The organism is Thermus sp. (assembly GCF_040290245.1).
Classification (GTDB): domain Bacteria; phylum Deinococcota; class Deinococci; order Deinococcales; family Thermaceae; genus Thermus_A.
This window is the reverse complement of sequence record NZ_PSMQ01000004.1, coordinates 1-15,456: the sequence shown is the minus strand read 5'-3', so window position 1 is coordinate 15,456 and position 15,456 is coordinate 1. Positions and strand designations below refer to the sequence as shown.

Genomic DNA, 15,456 nt, shown 5'->3' with positions numbered 1-15,456 from the left:
TCTTAAGCGGGGTCCGGGGGTAGCATAGGGGTATGGCGGTGAGCCGGTACTACGATGTCAAGCGGGATGAGAGGGGTAAACGGTATATCGAGCCCTACGTCACAGGCTTTCTTTTGCTGCGCTTCCCCCTTTTGAACAAGGGGACGGCCTTCACCGAGGAGGAGCGAAGGCTTCTGGGCCTCGAGGGCCTCTTACCACCCCATGTAAACACCCTAAGGGAACAAAAGGAACGCGTATACCGCCGCTACCGCCTGCAGGCCTCTCCTTTGGAAAAGCATATCTACCTCCGCAACCTCCAAGACCGGAACGAGGTGCTGTTTTACGCCTTGGTGGTGGAGCATCTGGAGGAGATGCTGCCCATCCTCTACACCCCTACGGTGGGGGAGGCGGTGCGGGAGTTTTCCCACATCTACCGGTATCCCCGGGGGTTCACCGCCAGCACCAAGAACATCGAGGAGGTGGAAAAGGCCCTGCAGAACGTGCCCCTGGAGGATGTCCGGCTCATCGTGGCCACGGACTCCTCGGCCATCTTGGGCCTCGGGGACCAGGGGTACGGGGGAATGGCCATCTCCATCGGCAAGCTCACCCTTTACACCGCAGCAGGGGGTGTGGGGCCGGACAAGACCCTGCCGGTGGAGCTGGACGTGGGGACGGACCGGGAGGACCTGCTAAACGATCCCCTCTACCTAGGGGTGCGGCACAGGCGGCTTCGGGGCGAGGCTTACTTCCAGTTCTTGGACCGGTTTGTGGAAGCGGTCAAGAGGCGATACCCCAAGGCCCTTATCCAGTGGGAGGACTTTTCCAAGGATACGGCCTTCGCGGTTTTAGAGCGGTACCGTAAGGCGGTTCCCTCGTTTAACGACGATATCCAGGGCACCGGGGCGGTGGCCTTGGCCGGGGTGCTTTCCGCCTGCCGCCTCAAGGGGGAGGCCCTGAGGGACCAGGTGGTCGTGGTCTATGGGGCAGGGGCCGGGGGGATCGGGGTGGCCTGGGCCCTGCGGGAGGGGATGAAACGGGAGGGGCTTTCCGAGGAGGAGGCCCGGGCCAGGGTGCTGGTCTTGGACTCCAAGGGCCTTTTGGTCAAGGGGAGGGGAATGGAGGCCTACAAGGAGGCCTTCGCCCAGAGCCCAGAGCGCCTCCTGGGCTGGCGGTATGCGGGGGATTATCCGAATCTCCTGGAGACGATCCAAAACGCCCGGGCCACCGTGCTTTTGGGCCTTTCCGGCCAGGGAGGGGGGTTCACCGAGCCCGTGGTTCGGGCCATGCTGGAACACACCTCCCGGCCGGTCATCTTTCCTCTTTCCAACCCTACCTCGCTTTCCGAAGCCCTGCCCGACGACCTGATCTACTGGACGGAGGGACGGGCCCTGGTGGCGGCGGGAAGCCCCTTCCCCCCCGTAGGGTACATGGGCCGGACCCTTCCCGTGGGGCAGGGGAATAACGCCTTCGTCTTCCCAGGCCTTGGCCTCGGGGCGGTGCTCGCCCGGGCCCGGGAGGTGACGGACGGGATGGTCTTGGAGGCCGCCTATGCCCTTTCAGAGTTTACCCGGTTGCACTACCCTGGGCTTCTCTACCCCCCGGTGGGGGCTTTGCGGGCGGTGAGCCCCTATATCGCCGCCCGGGTGATGCAGAGGGCCCTGGAGGAGGGGGTGGCCGAGGAGGAACGGATCCAGGGCCTCTCCCTCGAGGCCCTGCTGGAGTACGTGAGGGCCCGGTTCTGGGAGCCCGACTACCTTCCTTACAAAGTATAATCCAAAAAGCGATGTGGCGCCTCGAGCCCTGGGACCCGGACTACGCCCTCTTTGGCCTCCCGCCCCTTTCGGAAGAGGTGGGGTCCAAAGGGGTTCCCCTGGAAGAGCCCTGGGCCCCGGTGGCCCGGAAAAAGCTGGTCTGGCCCTCCTTCTACCTGGTGGACGGGCGGGAGCGGGTGGACGGCCTCCTGTTTGATGGGGAGAGGCGGGTCCTGCTGGTGAGCCTGGCGGTGGGGGCGGTGCACCGGGACGGCCAGGGGATGCGGCTTAGTGAGGTGCGGCTTTGGCGGGTCGCGGTGGGGGCGGATAGGACCTTTTCCTTCGGAGAGGGCCTAGAGTACCAGCCTTTACAGGCGCCTCAGGCGGCGGACCCTTTGGGGCTTTGGCGGGAAGCCCAGAAGGAGCGGCGCCGCCTCGAGTCCGAGCTCGCCCAGGCGCTTTCCCAAAAGGCCTTGGTCCTCCTGGACGGACCCCTTTATCAGGTGGGCCAGCCCTACGGACAGGTCCTGGGGTACGTGAAGACCCTCTGGGCCCGGTACCTTCCGGACCCCTACCAGGGGCTTCTTTCCCAGCTCAGACCCGAGGAGCGGACCCCCCTCTTCCGGATCCCCGAGGCCCAGGCCTCGGGCCGGAGGCCGGCGCTTTTGAGCTGGTACCTCCGGCTTCCCCTTTCCCCGGAGGGGCTTTTCCCCCCGGAGGCTGCGCTTTTGCGGGTGGAGATGCCCCTCGCCGAGCTCGAGGAGGCACGGGGGCTGGCCGATCTTTCCCTGGACCTTTTCTGCGCCTTGGCCTCCTCCCCGGCCAAGGACCCCCGGGCCCCCCAGAACCCGGCCCCGGTGGGGGCGCTGGAGGCCCTTTTGGGCCGGTACCTGGGCCAGCGGGAGGTTATCCAGCGGCGGATTTTGCGCACCATAGGGGGTGGAGTGTGAAGGTGGGTGTGGTTTTGGGCAGCAAGGAGGCGACCCCTTTGGAGTTCTGGGTGGGCGTGGAAGAGGGAAAGGCGCTCCGGCTGGATGATCTCGTGGTGGTGGAGTACCAGCACCCCACCGTCGGGAGGCTTCGCTACTTCGGCGTGGTGGACCAGGTGATGAAGCTGTACGAAGGCCAGGAGTACCCCACGGACACCTTTTTGGCGGCGGAGAACCGGATTCCCGTTTCCTTGGCCTACGTGGCCCATGTGAGCGTGACCCGGCTCATTCCCGACGAGTACCTTCCCCCGGACCCCGGGGCCCCGGTTCTTCTGGCGAAGGGGGAGGACCTGGAGCTTGCCCTTTACTACGACGGGATGAAGAACCAAAGGGGACACACCAAGCTTCCCGTGGGAATGCTCAAAAACGGCGAGGTGGGGTATGTGAACCTGGAGTTCTTGAACGGGGTAAAGGGGGGGCACGTGAACATCTCCGGCATCTCGGGGGTAGCGGCTAAAACCAGCTATGCCACCTTTCTTTTGAAAAGTATTCTGGAAAGTGGGGTTCAGGAGGCGGCCCATCTGGCCAAGGCCCTCATCTTCAACGTCAAGGGAGAGGACCTGTTCTTTCTGGATAAGCCCAACGCCCGTCTGCGCCCCGAGGACCGCGGGCTTTACGAGAGGCTTGGCCTGTCCCCCACCCCCTTTTCCAGCGTGGCCTTCCTCGCCCCGGCCCGGAAGGGAGAAGGAGTCCTCCTGCCCGACCTGGACTCGAGAAAGGAAGGGGTAAAGGCATATTACTGGGATCTGGTCCAGTTTTGCCAGATGGGGCTTCTGCCCTTCCTCTTCACCGACCGCCAGGCCCTGACCAACCTGGGGTTTTTGATCCAGCACGTGACGGAGAAGCTGAGGCAGCTTGCAAAGGGGCAGAAAGGGCCCTACCTCAGGGTGGACGACTGGGGGGGGGATCTGGCCGAGCCCCAGTTTGAAGCCCTCGGCCAAGGTAAGCTGGACACCTTCGCCAAGCTCGTGGAGTACCTCGAAGAGAAGCTCCTCGGGCCTTCGGCGGCGGGGGAGGAGGACAAGGGGGACCGGGCCTGGACGGCCCGGCAGGCCAAGGCTACCCGGGAAGCCTTTATCCGCCGCTTGAAGGCCAGTGTGGAGAATGTGGGCCACCTCATCCGGGGGGACCGGCTGGGCCACCCACCGGATCCTTTGCAAGGGGAACAGATCCATGTGGTGGACCTGGCCAAGCTCCACCCTCAGGCCCAGATGTTCGTGGTGGGGGCCATTTTGAAGGAGGTGTTTGCCCGGAAGGAGCGGGGGCTTTATCTGGGACGGGTCTTTATCGTTCTGGACGAGCTGAACAAGTACGCCCCCAAGGATGAGGAAAGCCCCATCAAGGACGTTCTTCTGGATATTGCTGAGCGCGGACGCTCCTTGGGGGTTATCCTCATCGGGGCCCAGCAGACGGCGAGCGAGGTGGAGCGCCGGGTGGTGGCCAACGCAGCCATAAGGGTGGTGGGCCGGTTGGATGCCGCTGAGGCGGAGCGGCCCGAGTATGGGTATCTGCCCTTTACATTTAGGAAGCGGGCGGTCATTCTCCCTCAAGGGGCGGTGATCCTCCACCAGCCCGAGCTTCCCGTGCCCCTTTTCCTCTTCTTCCCCTTCCCCGCCTGGGCCACCAAGAAAGAAGAGGTACAGGAGGACCTCTCCGACGAGGCCTTAAGGGGCGAGCTCGGCCTATAAAGGGTTGGGGTTCAGCCGGGCGTGGAAAAGGTGGGTCAGGGCGATGGCCAAGGCATCCGTAGCGTGGTTTTCCAGAGCGGAGGTCCTCAGGCCCAAAAACCGGGCCACCATGAGGGCTACGCTTTCCTTGTCCGCGTGCCCGTGCCCCACCAGGGCCCGCTTGATCTGCATGGGGCCGTACCCGTAGACGGGAAGGCCGAACTCATGGGCCACCAAGAGCACCGCGCCCATGGCCCAGCCGACTTTGAAGGCCAGCTCGTTTTGCCGGTAAAAGAACTGTTCCTCCACTGCGATGACCTCTACGCCGTGAAGGTGCACGGCGGCCCGCACCCGCTCGTGAAGCCGTCCCACCCGGGAAGGAGCGGGTTCGTCCGACCGGGTCTGGACCACCTCCGCGTGAAGGAAGCGGAAGGCTTTACCCTCCTCCCGCACCACCCCTAGGCCCAGATGGGTGATGCCCGGGTCCACCCCGAGGACCGTCATCGGCTAGTTTCTGGGCGGGAAGTCCCCGTCCCCGTATCGGATGAAGGCGGGGATCTCAAAGTTGGCGGGATCTACCCCGCTTAAGGGAAAGTCCACAGGCCGGGCGGGTTTGGGCACGACGCTCCCCTCGTGAAAGCCTGCGGCGATGAGGATGACCCGAAGCTCATCCTGGGCCCGCTCGTCGTAGGTGACCCCATAGAGGATGTCCACCGCATCGTTCCCCGTGGCCTCCCGGATTTTTTCCACCACCTCCGCCGCCTCCATGAGGGAGAGGTTCTCCTCCGAACCCACCACGTTCAGAAGGAGCCGCTTTGCCCCTTCGATGGAGCGCTCGAGGAGGGGGCTGTGGACGGCGCTTTTGGCTGCCTCCTCCACCCGCTCCTCCCCACGGCCTGCCCCGATGCCCATCAGGACCTGGCCCGCCCCTTCCAAAAGGGTGCGGATGTCCGCGAAGTCCACGTTGATAAGCCCGGGAAGGGTGATGACGTCCGTGATCCCCTTGACCCCGTGGTACAGCACCCGGTCGGCGATCAAAAAGGCGTCCTTGAGGGTGACCTTCTTGTCCACCGCGGAGAGGAGGCGGTCGTTGGAGACGACCACCATGGCGTCCACCCGCTCTTTGAGTTTCCGGATTCCCTCCTCGGCCACCTTCATCCGCTTGGGCCCCTCGAAGGAGAAGGGCCGGGTGACCACCGCCACGGTCAGGGCCCCGAGCTTCTTGGCGATCTCCGCCACCACCGGGGCACTGCCGGTGCCCGTACCCCCCCCCATCCCGGCGGTGAGGAAGACCAGATCCGCCCCCTCGAGGTGCTCGGCAATCAAGTCCTGCGCTTCCACCGCTGCTTTTTCCCCCACCTCGGGGTTGGCCCCTGCTCCTAGGCCCCGGGTAAGACGGTCCCCCAGCTGGATACGGATGTCCGCAAGGCTTTTGGCCAGGACCTGGGCATCGGTGTTGGCGGCGATGAACTCCACCCCGGTGAGGCCCGATTCGATCATGCGGTTGACCGCGTTGTTTCCCGCCCCGCCCAGGCCGATGACTTTGATGACCGCGCCTTCCATCCTTCCCTCCTAAAAAAGGTTGCTCAATATTTCTTTAATGCGTTTCCAGAAGCCCTCGCCGCTCGCGGCCTCCCGCCTGGAGTAGCTCCTGGACTCTTTGGGTTGGGGGCCTTGGTGCACCGTTCCGTAGCGCACGAGCCCAACCGCCGCCGCGTGGGCGGGGGAGGCGACGACATCCAAAAGCCCCCCCACCCGGGTTGGTTTGCCGATGCGCACGGGGAGATTGTACTGGGTGCGGGCTAAGGTGTCCAGCCCCCGCATCATCGCCCCACCCCCGGTGAGGACCACCCGGTTCACGGTCACCTCCAAGGGCCCCAGCGCCTCGTCCACGCTGGAGCGGGCGAGGTAGAGGATCTCCCTTAGCCTGGGCCGGATGATGCGGGCGAGCTCCGGCGCGGGAACGGCGGCGAAGGCCCCTCCCTCCTGGTTGATCTCCAGAACCAGTTCGGGGTCGGCCATCTCGGGAAGGGCCGCCCCGTACTTCCGCTTCACCCTTTCCGCCTCTTCCGCAGGGATTTTGAGAAGCTGAGCGATGTCGTGGGTGACGTGTTCCCCCCCGATGGGGATGACTGCGGAATGGGCCAGCCGTCCCTGCCGGAAGACGGCCAGGCTGGTCGTCCCACCCCCCAGGTCCACGAGGAGGACGTTCATCGTCTCCTCCTCCGGGGTCAAGACGGAAAGCCCCGAGGCGTAGCCCTGGTAGGCCAGGCCTAGGATGGAAAGCCCTGCCCCTTCCACGGCTTTTCTCAGGTTGGCCAAGGGCCCCCGGCCCGCCGCCACCAGGTGGACCTGGACCTCGAGGCGCACCCCGGCCATGCCCAGGGGGTCTTTAATCCCCTCCTGGCCATCCACCTTGTACTCCAGAGGGAGGGTGTGGATGAGTTCCAGGTCCGCATCAAAAGGGTAGGCCCGGGCCTGCTCTATGGCCCGCTCCACGTCCTGAGGGGCGATGCTGTATCCCCGGCGGATGGCGGCCAGGCCCTGGCTGGTGACGCTTCTCAGGTGGCTTCCCCCCACCCCTACATAGACGCCTTCCACCTTCACCCCGGCCACCCGTTCCGCCTGGTGGAGGCTTTGGCGGACGGCCTCGGTGGTCTTTTCCAGGTTGACCACCACCCCTCGTTTGAGGCCTTGCGAGGGGACGGTCCCCTCTCCGATGATGTCCAGCTCGCCATCCGGGGCGACCTCCCCGATGACGGTGGTGACCTTGGTGGTTCCCACGTCCAATCCGGCGATAATCATGGGCTGTGGCTCACCCCCCATTCGTAAATCCAAACCGTGCCCTTCGGCGCGTTCACCTTAGCCCACTTTATCAGAAGGGCGGGATCGGGGGCGAAGATCCGCCCCCCATCTCCTTCCACCCAGAAGCCCGCGGGGGTGTAGAGGATGCGCCGGGCCTTGGGAAAGGCCTCCACCAGGGCGATGACCGAGCGGACGGGAAGGGGGCCCCTTCCCTCCACCAAAGGCCCCTGCCCCCCCCCAGGGAGGACGACCCCGTCCTGGGAAAGCCCGTCCCCGTTCTGCAAGCGGGCGATAGGGGTTCGCTCCGCTATCCGGATGAGGATCTCCTTGGGCCTGGGTTTTTCCAACCGGGCCTCCCGAACCCAGGGGTTGGCCAAGAGGCGGCTTACCCGGCTTGGGAAGACCCAAAGCCAGGGTTCCCCCGGGGCGAGGTCCAGGGTCCGGACCACCTCCTGGGGGCTCAGGCGGTGGGTCCCCACCACCTGGATGCGTTCTAGAGGAAAGAGGACCAGGCTGCCCACATAGAGGGTGGCGAAGAGGAGGCCAAGGAGGAGAAGCCTCATGCCCAGACCTCCCATTCCAGCTCCAAAGGCAGTTCTTCCTGGATGCGCTGCACCAAGGCCATGACCTCCTCAAACCGGGCGTTCCCCAGGTTAACGATAAAGTTTCCGTGCTCGAGGCTTACCATCGCCCCGCCCACCCTAAGCCCCTTCAGGCCCCGCTGGTCTATCAGGCGGCCCGCGGACTGGCCCGGAGGGTTTTTAAACGCGCATCCGGCGCTTTTCCTCTTAGGCTGGCCCTTGCGCGCCCGGTCCACCTCCATAAGGCGCCTTCTGATCTTCTCTTGGGGGCGCTCCTGGAGCCTGAGCCGGACCCGGGTGACGATCCCCCCTGGGGGGAGGTGGGAGGTGCGGTAGGCAAAGCCCAGCTCCTCCGGCCGGAAGACCTCGAACCGGCCCTGGTGGAAGATCTCCACCGCCTCCAGGGCATCCGCCATCTCCCCGAACCGGGTGCCCGCGTTCATCCTCACCGCCCCCCCCACCTGGGCGGGGATGCCGAGGAGGCCCTCGAGGCCGGAAAGGCCTGCCTCAGAGGCCTCCTTGACCAAAAGGGGCAAAAGCACCCCCGCCCCCACCCAGCCCTTCAGATCATAGGTCTGGAAGACCCCGCCCAGGCGGATGACCCGCTCCTTCACCCCCTGGTCTGAGACGAGTAGATTGGATCCATTTCCTAAAACCCGGTAAGGGGCCTCGGTGGCCCTTTTCAACTCCTCCGGCGTCTCCACCGTCCAAAGCTCCGCGGGGCCGCCCACCCCCAGGGTGGTGTAGTCCTTCAGGAGGACGGTTTCCACCTTCATCTCTCACCCCCTAAAAGGGCCTTCAGGATGCGGTTCACGTCCCCCGCCCCTAGGCTCACCCAGAGTTCGCCGGGGCCGGCTTGGGCCTCGAGGTAGGCCTGGGCTTCCTTAGGCCTGAGGAAGTGGGCCTTGCCCCCCCGGTTTTGGATCTCCGCGGCGATGCGTTTGGCCAGGGCTTCTGGGTCGCCCTCCTCCCCGGCGGTGTAGACGGGAAGGACCACCACCTCCTCCGCCAGGAGGAGGCTTTCCGCAAAGGCCTTCCAGAGGCTTTGGGTGCGGCCGAAGCGGTGGGGCTGGAAGAGGGCCTTGACCCTAAGGCCAGTGCTTTGGGCCGCCTGGAGCGTGGCCCGGACCTCCGTGGGATGGTGGGCGTAATCGTCCACCAAGAGCGCCCCCCGGTAGACCCCCAGGGGTTCAAATCGGCGTTTTGCCCCTTTATACCGGGCCAAAGCGGCCTGGACCTTGGGGAAGGGCACGCCGAAGAGCAAGGCGGCCAGGCCTGCGGCCAGGGCGTTTTGCACATTGTGTGCCCCCGGCACGCCAAGCCTCACCTCCCCCAGGGGGTTTCCCTTGTAGACCATCTGAAACCGGCTTCCAAAGGGCAAAAGCTCCAGGTTTTCCGCCCAGAGAACCCCCCCTGGGCCAAAGGGGTAGGCCTCGAGGCCCCTGAAAAGGGTGGAAAGGCCGGGGTCGAAGGCGGGGAAGACCAAGGCGCCCGCCCGTTTCCCAAAGGCCAGCACCGCCTCCAAAAGCGCCTCGTACGAGGGGTAATAGTTGGGGCGGGGTTGGCCGTCGGGGGAGACGTGGTCGGCCTCGAGGTTGGTGACCACCGCCACCTCCACCCGCACCTCCTGGAAACGAGGGTCGGACTCGTCCACCTCGGCCAGGCGGGGTCCTGGGCCGTACCGGGCATTTCCGAAGGGTTCCACCTCCCCCCCCAGCAGGACCCAGGGGTCAAGCCCCGCCTCGAGGAGGATGGCCGCCAGCATCCCGGTGGTGGTGGTCTTTCCATGGGTCCCGGTGACGCCCAGGGAGGGGGTTTGGGAAAGGAGCTCCTTCAGAAGGGCCATCCGGTGGAGGACCCGCATCCCCCGCCTCCTGGCCTCCTTGACCTCGGGGTGGTCCTCCGGGATGGGGGTGGGAAGGAGGAGGATCTCCTCGTCCTCCAGGTGCCGGGGGTCATGCCCCTGGTGGATGGGCCCAGCCCCCAGGTGGAGGAGGCTTCGGCACCGGTCTCCCGGAGCCAGGTCGCACCCGGAGACCCGGTGCCCCTCGGCCAGAAGGAGCCGGGCTAAGCCGCTCATCCCCACGCCTTCCAGCCCCATCACGTGCACCTTCATATCGCCTCCAGGATCCAGTCCACAAGCCGGCCGGTCGCCCCTTCCGGGGAGAGCCGGGCCATCCCTTCTTTGAGCTTAGCGAGACCCCCTTCCAAAACGGTTTGCACGAGCCTGGGAAGCCCCTCATACCTCCCTAAGAGGGCCGCGCCTTTTTCCGCGTACAGCCGGGCGTTGGCAAGCTGCGCCCCTCCGTCGAGGTTGGGCGGGAGAGGGAAGAGGATGGCTGGAAGATGGTGGTAGGCCGCCTCGGCCAAAGTGCCCGCCCCGGCCCGGCTGATCAGGAGATCCGCAGCGCTCATGGCCAAGGGGGCATCCACAAAGGCGGCGATGCGGTAGTCCTCGTCCTGCCAAGGCTGCATCCTTTCCACGAAAGCCGCCCCCACCTGGTGGAGCACCGCGTAGGGAAGAGGCTTAAGGAGAGGGGGGAGGCGGGTGTTGAGCTCCAGGCTGCCCTGGCTTCCCCCCAGGACCAGGAGGAGGGGCTTCCCGGGGGGAAGGCCGAGCCGGGCCTTGGCTTCTTGTTTTTCGTAGCGCACCTCCCGGACGGGGTAGCCCACCACCCGGGCCTTTTTGGCCAGGCCGGGGGGGAGGGGGAGGGGCAAGGAAAGGGCGAGGCCCGAGGCCTTGGGGGCCAGGAGACGGGCCGCCAGGCCCAGCTTGGCGTTTTGCTCGTGGACCAGGACCTTTGCCCCCCGGATCTCCGCCACGAAGGCCATGGGGAAGCCCGCGTACCCCCCGGTGGAGAGGACGAGCCGGGGCCTGAGCTGCTGGAAAAGACGGTGGGCCGCTCGCAACCCCCTTAGCGCTTCCAGCCCCTGCTTAGGCCGGAAGGCGGAGCGGTCCAGCTTGCCCGCCGGGATAAGGAAGTGGGGAAGCCCGGTCTGGGGAAGGAGCCGGGCCTCGAGGCCTCCTAGGCTGCCCACGTAGGCCACCTCCACGCCTCTGGCCCTTAGGGCCTGGGCCACCGCAAGGCCTGGGAAGAAATGCCCCCCGGTCCCGCCCCCGGTGATCAAGACCATGCCCGCCTCCCTTCCCCCCGCCTGGCCAAGGCGGAGAGCAGGCCTAAGGCCATTCCCGAGACCAAAAGAGAGCTCCCTCCGTAGGAGAGAAGGGGCAAGGGGACACCCGTGACCGGCAAAAACCCCAGGGTGACCCCGATGTTGATGGCGGCCTGTGCCGAAAGGTAAAGGGTGAGCCCTGTGGCCAGTACGCTTTCCGCCCCCTTGAGCCTTAAGGCGATCTGGAGGCCGCGGAAGAAGAGGAGGCCGTAGAGGAAAAGAACCATCACCCCCCCCAGCCAGCCCGTCGCATACACCACGCTGGCGAAAACCATGTCGCTGTGAGCCTCGGGCAGGTGGAGGAGGCCCGCCCCCGGTCCGTGCCCGAAGGGCCCCGCCGTCAGGATGGCCTTCTGGGCCTGGATCACCTGGTAGGCCTCCTCCTTGGCGTCGGCCGTGCCTTGCCAGAAGCCTAAAAAGGCCATAAAGCGCTCCGCTACGTACCGGAACCTCCCCAGGTAACTTCCCCCTAGGGCTAAAGCGAGGAGGGCAGCGGAAAAGAGGATGGAGAGGAAGCGCCGCCAGGGGAGGCCGATGACCAAGAGGACCCCCAAGGACAAGGTGAAAAGGAAGAGGGCCGTGGAAAAGTCCGGCTCGAGGAGGACCAGGCCGGCCGTGGCCCCAATGAGGATAAAGGGGCCTAGGACCGGGTAGTCCATCCCTTTCCGGCCCACGAAGGAGGCCAGGTAAAGGACCAAGGTCACCTTGGCCAGCTCGGAGGGCTGGAGCTGGAAGGGGCCGAGGTCCAGCCACCGCCTAACCCCTCCGGGGCCCTGGCCCACGAGGAGGACGAGGAGCAGGAGGGCCATGACCGTGAGGTGGAGCCCCAGGGCGTGCCGCAGAAGAGGTCCTGGGGGGATCAGAAAGGCAAAGGCCAAGGTGGCGGCCAGCCCCAGGGTGATCTTCAACAGGTGGGCCGTAAGGAGGCTGGGATCCGCTGCCGTGACCCCCACCAACGAGAAGCCCAAAAGGGCGAGCTGGGCCAGGATCAGAAGGGGGTCCAAGGCTCACCTCCTAGGGCGAAGACGGCCTCCCGGAAGGCCCGGGCCCGGTCCCGGTAGTCCTTGAACTGGTCGAAGGAGGCGGCCAAGGGGGCAAGGAGGACGCTTCCCTCCTCGAGACGGTTCAAGGCCTCCTCCACCGCGCGAAGAAGGGCCTTTTTTCCGTCTTTTTCCGGAATGACCACCACCTCCACGCCCTTGAAGGCCCGGGCCATCCTCGGGCCATCCTGTCCGATGGCCAGAACCACCCGCACGCCCTTGAGGTGGGGGTTCAGGCCCTCCAAAGGGGCTCCTTTGTCCAACCCCCCGAGGATCCAGGCGATGGGCTTGGGGGCGGCCTCCAAGGCGGCGGCCACCGCATCGGCCCGGGTGGCGATGGAGTCGTCTATGAAGACCACCCGGCCCTTGCGGGCAAAGGCCTCGAACCGGCTTGGGGCCTGGGGGAGGGTCTTGATCGCCTCCGAAAGCGCCCTTTCGTCCGGGGTGCGGCCCAGGAGGGCCAGGTAGGCCTGGGTGGCCTTCAAGGCGGCCTCGAGGTTGGTCTTCTTGGGGGTGGCCTGGGGGCAGAAGGGGTAAAGGCGCGCGAGGCTCTTTTGTACGGCCTCCCTCACCTTAGGGTCCTGGGCGTTGTAGACCAAAGCGTCCTCTGGGGTGAGATTCCTAAGGAGGTTCAGCTTGGCCTGGTGGTAGGCCTCCACCGTGCCGTGCCGGTCCAGGTGGTCCACTCCCAGGTTTAAAAGGACTGCCACCCGGGGTCGGAAGAGGTGGATGCGCTCGAGCTGGAAGCTGGAAAGCTCCACCACCGCCACCTCCGCTTCCTCAACGATCTCTGCCAAAGGGGGGTCCAGGTTGCCCCCGGGTAGGGCCTTGAGCCCTTGGCTTTGCAAAAGGTGGGCGGTGAAGAGGGTGGTGGAGGTCTTCCCCGCGGTGCCGGTGATGCCGATGAGGGGGGTTTGGGAGTGGCGGAAGACAAGCTCTGCCTCACCCATCACCAAGGCCCCCGCTTCCCTTAGGGCCCTTAGCCGGGGGTGGTCCAGGGGAACCCCCGGGGCGGCGATGACCTCGGCGTAGGCGCCCGGCCTGGGGTCCGGGTCAAAAGGGAAGCCTTCTCCTTCCGCCCAGGCCACCTCCTTAGGGTCCGGCCGGTCGTCGTACACGGCGGCAAAGAGCCCCTTGCGCTTTAAGTAGCGCACCGCCCCTAGCCCGCTTCGCCCCAGCCCGAAGACCAGCCTCATCCCTTGCCTCCAAAGGCCAAGGCCACCGCCAAGGCGGTGATGATCACGAACCGGAAGACCACCTTGCCCTCCTCCCAGCCCAAGAGCTCAAAGTGGTGGTGGATGGGGGCCATGCGAAAGAGGCGCCGGCCGGTCCTTCTGAAGTAGGCCACCTGCAAAACCACGGAGAGGACCTCCAAAACCGGGATGATCGCGGCGAGGGGCAGAAGCCAGAGGGCCTTCTCCATGACGTAAAGCCCCGCCACCATGGCTCCCAAGGCCTGGCTTCCCACATCCCCCATGAAGACCCTGGCCCGGGGAGCGTTGTGCCACAAGAAGCCCAAGACCCCTCCCATAAGGGCCTGGGTTACCGGGAGGGGGTAGAAGGGCAGGAGGATGAGGGCGCTCACCGAGGCGAGGAGGCCGTCTACTCCGTCGGTGAAGTTGAAGGCGTTGGCCGCCCCCACCACGGCCAGGGCGATGAGGAGAAGATCCAGGATGGGGTAGGGGGTGTAGGCCACCTGCCGCATTGCGAAAAGGGCGAAAACCAGGGCCATGAGGCTTTGGAGGGCGATCTTTTCCCTCGCCCTCAGGGGTCTGCCCTTGAGCCCTCCCAGGTCGTCCAGGAGGCCTAGAAGGCCGAACCCAAGCCCCAGGAGCCAGAGAAAGGCCAGGCCGTCCTTGGCCGTCAAGTAGTAGGCGAGCCCTCCCGCCAGGAGGAAGCCCACCCCGCCCATGCTGGGCGTCCCCTCCTTGGCCAGGTGGGTTTTTGGCCCGTCCTTGCGCACCTTCTTGCCCAGGCCGAGCCCCTTCATCAGCCCGGCCCAAAGGCCGACGAAAAGCCAGGAGAGGATAAGGCCTGTGACGAAGGTCATCGTTCCTCCAAAAGAAGGGTAAACCGCCTGACCCGGTTGTCCTCCACCGCGTAGACCGCATCGCTTACGGCCAGGTCGTTAAACCGGCCTGGTTTTTGGGCCAGGATCCGGCCCTCTTCATCCAGCCGGTAAAGCCCCTCGCTCCCTAGGAGGAAGAGGGCGTCTTCGCCAGCCTCGGCCTTCTTAAGGCCCGGCGGCAAAGGAGCGGTATGGCCGTCCGGATAGCGGTAAAGCAGACTTCCCAGAGCGTACACCCGACCTTTAAAGGCCACCACCTGTTGGAACGCCTCCCCCTTGAGGAGGGTGCCTTCACGGTAAAGCCCAGCCTCGTTCACGTAGTAAAGCGCCTCGAGGAAAACGCCGTCCTTGGCCCGGTAGGGGAAAAGGCCCTCCTCCGTGTAGATCCCGTTTTCCAGCCCCACCACCAGCCGGGGCCTGGCCCGTAGGAAAAGGGGTTTGCCGGGAAGGGGAAGGGTTTGCACCCCCCCGTCCAGCCTCAGAAGCTGGAAGGGGTAGGCGGCGTAGAGCACCGCCTCGCCTGCGTCCAGAAAAAGAGGCGTGCCCGGCAACACCGCCTTGAACCGCCCTTCTACGTAAGGCCCCTCCGCGTACCCTCCGGGGTAGACCCTCAAGGGGAGGCCCGTCTGGACGGCACAGGCGGGAAGGATCAGGAGGGCTAGAAGGCGTCCCATAGCTCCAGAATCCGCTCCAGACCCACGGCCCTCGAGGCCTTCAGATAGACCAGGTCCCCAGGCCTTACCCGGGCCTTCAGCCAGGCCACAGCCTCCTCGAGGCTTTCCGCATACGCGCCGCCCAGACGGGCCTGGACCCGGGCAAAAGGGCCTAGGAACAAGGGGGAAAGGCCGAGCTTCAAGGCCTCCTCTGCCACCTCCAGGTGGAGCCTTTCGGCCGCCGGGCCCAGCTCCCGCATCTCCCCTAAAACCGCCCACTTCCGCCCAGGCTGCTGGGAAAGCCACCTCAGGCCAGCCCGTACGGAGAGGGGGTTGGCGTTGTAGGCGTCGTTCAGAAAGACCACCCCAGCGAGCTCCTTCCGCTCCATCCGACCGGGGGGAAGGCGGAGCCCAGCGAGCCGCGCGGAAACTTCTTCCAGGTCAAAGCCGAGGAGCTCGCCCACCGCCAAGGCGGCAAGCCCGGCCAGGGCAGGCCCCAGGCCGGGGTAGGGGATCTCCACCCGGAGGCCAAGGTAGCGGAAGCGGCTTTGTTCCGGGAGGAGCTCCAGTTCCTTTCCCAAAAACGTGGCCTCCTGAAACCCGTAGGTGGGGAAGGCTTTGGGGGTATCCAAAAGCCGGGCCGCCTCTTCGTGGACGAGGCTTAAAGGGGCCTCGAGGAGGCGGGCCTCCTCCCGGATCACCGTCTTTAGGTCTCCAAAGGCCTCGAGGTGTTCCTCCCCTAAGGCGGT

15 protein-coding genes are annotated in these 15,456 nt (G+C 65.7%); 3 read left to right on the top strand and 12 right to left on the bottom strand.

Translation table 11 applies throughout. The annotated features are described in order from the left end of the window. The first annotated feature begins 32 nt into the window (after window positions 1–32). The 3 genes from C4301_RS01185 to C4301_RS01175 are packed head-to-tail and all read left to right on the top strand — an operon-like array spanning window position 33 to window position 4,407. Window positions 33–1,751: an NAD-dependent malic enzyme gene (locus C4301_RS01185; protein WP_352413295.1), complete on the top strand. Its 1,719-nt coding sequence runs from the start codon at window positions 33–35 to the stop codon at window positions 1,749–1,751. Window positions 1,752–1,762: 11 nt separating this feature from the next. Next, complete coding sequence (locus C4301_RS01180; protein WP_352413294.1) at window positions 1,763–2,680, top strand: DNA double-strand break repair nuclease NurA; 918 nt, start codon at window positions 1,763–1,765, stop codon at window positions 2,678–2,680. Then, the gene (locus tag C4301_RS01175; RefSeq protein WP_352413293.1) at window positions 2,677–4,407 is read left to right on the top strand and encodes an ATP-binding protein; all 1,731 of its coding nucleotides are present in this window, start codon (window positions 2,677–2,679) and stop codon (window positions 4,405–4,407) included. The genes C4301_RS01180 and C4301_RS01175 overlap by 4 nt, the downstream gene beginning before the upstream one ends. On the opposite strand, the gene C4301_RS01170 is transcribed toward C4301_RS01175, so the two are convergent. The 12 genes from C4301_RS01170 to C4301_RS01115 form a co-directional block, all read right to left on the bottom strand. Then, window positions 4,402–4,890, bottom strand: coding sequence for a crossover junction endodeoxyribonuclease RuvC (locus C4301_RS01170; protein ID WP_352413292.1), 489 nt, complete (start codon window positions 4,888–4,890; stop codon window positions 4,402–4,404). The genes C4301_RS01175 and C4301_RS01170 overlap by 6 nt on opposite strands. Before the next feature lie 3 nt (window positions 4,891–4,893). Further along, complete coding sequence (gene ftsZ / locus C4301_RS01165) at window positions 4,894–5,949, bottom strand: cell division protein FtsZ (protein WP_352413291.1); 1,056 nt, start codon at window positions 5,947–5,949, stop codon at window positions 4,894–4,896. 9 nt (window positions 5,950–5,958) lie between these two features. Continuing rightward, window positions 5,959–7,191 carry a cell division protein FtsA gene (gene ftsA / locus C4301_RS01160; RefSeq protein ID WP_352413290.1) on the bottom strand — a complete coding sequence of 411 codons (1,233 nt, stop codon included), beginning with the start codon at window positions 7,189–7,191 and terminating at the stop codon, window positions 5,959–5,961. Further along, on the bottom strand, window positions 7,188–7,754 hold the full coding sequence (locus C4301_RS01155; RefSeq protein ID WP_352413289.1) for a cell division protein FtsQ/DivIB: 567 nt from the start codon (window positions 7,752–7,754) through the stop codon (window positions 7,188–7,190). Before C4301_RS01155 ends, ftsA begins: the two co-directional genes overlap by 4 nt. Continuing rightward, a complete protein-coding gene (locus tag C4301_RS01150) occupies window positions 7,751–8,548 on the bottom strand; it encodes a UDP-N-acetylmuramate dehydrogenase (protein ID WP_352413288.1) in 798 nt (265 codons plus the stop codon). The genes C4301_RS01155 and C4301_RS01150 overlap by 4 nt, the downstream gene beginning before the upstream one ends. Further along, the gene (gene murC, locus C4301_RS01145; protein ID WP_352413287.1) at window positions 8,545–9,888 is read right to left on the bottom strand and encodes a UDP-N-acetylmuramate--L-alanine ligase; all 1,344 of its coding nucleotides are present in this window, start codon (window positions 9,886–9,888) and stop codon (window positions 8,545–8,547) included. Before murC ends, C4301_RS01150 begins: the two co-directional genes overlap by 4 nt. After that, window positions 9,885–10,907, bottom strand: a complete 1,023-nt coding sequence (locus tag C4301_RS01140) for a UDP-N-acetylglucosamine--N-acetylmuramyl-(pentapeptide) pyrophosphoryl-undecaprenol N-acetylglucosamine transferase (protein ID WP_352413286.1) — start codon at window positions 10,905–10,907, stop codon at window positions 9,885–9,887. Before C4301_RS01140 ends, murC begins: the two co-directional genes overlap by 4 nt. Continuing rightward, entirely contained in the window at window positions 10,898–11,950 is a 1,053-nt protein-coding gene (locus C4301_RS01135) for an FtsW/RodA/SpoVE family cell cycle protein (protein ID WP_352413285.1), read from the bottom strand. Before C4301_RS01135 ends, C4301_RS01140 begins: the two co-directional genes overlap by 10 nt. Beyond that, complete coding sequence (murD, locus tag C4301_RS01130) at window positions 11,935–13,182, bottom strand: UDP-N-acetylmuramoyl-L-alanine--D-glutamate ligase (RefSeq protein WP_352413284.1); 1,248 nt, start codon at window positions 13,180–13,182, stop codon at window positions 11,935–11,937. The genes C4301_RS01135 and murD overlap by 16 nt, the downstream gene beginning before the upstream one ends. After that, on the bottom strand, window positions 13,179–14,036 hold the full coding sequence (locus tag C4301_RS01125) for a phospho-N-acetylmuramoyl-pentapeptide-transferase (protein ID WP_352413283.1): 858 nt from the start codon (window positions 14,034–14,036) through the stop codon (window positions 13,179–13,181). Before C4301_RS01125 ends, murD begins: the two co-directional genes overlap by 4 nt. Beyond that, entirely contained in the window at window positions 14,033–14,728 is a 696-nt protein-coding gene (locus C4301_RS01120) for a hypothetical protein (protein ID WP_352413282.1), read from the bottom strand. The genes C4301_RS01125 and C4301_RS01120 overlap by 4 nt, the downstream gene beginning before the upstream one ends. Beyond that, the coding region (locus C4301_RS01115) for a glutamate ligase domain-containing protein (RefSeq protein WP_352413281.1) at window positions 14,713–15,456 on the bottom strand (744 nt) is incomplete at its 5' end. The genes C4301_RS01115 and C4301_RS01120, both read right to left, overlap by 16 nt.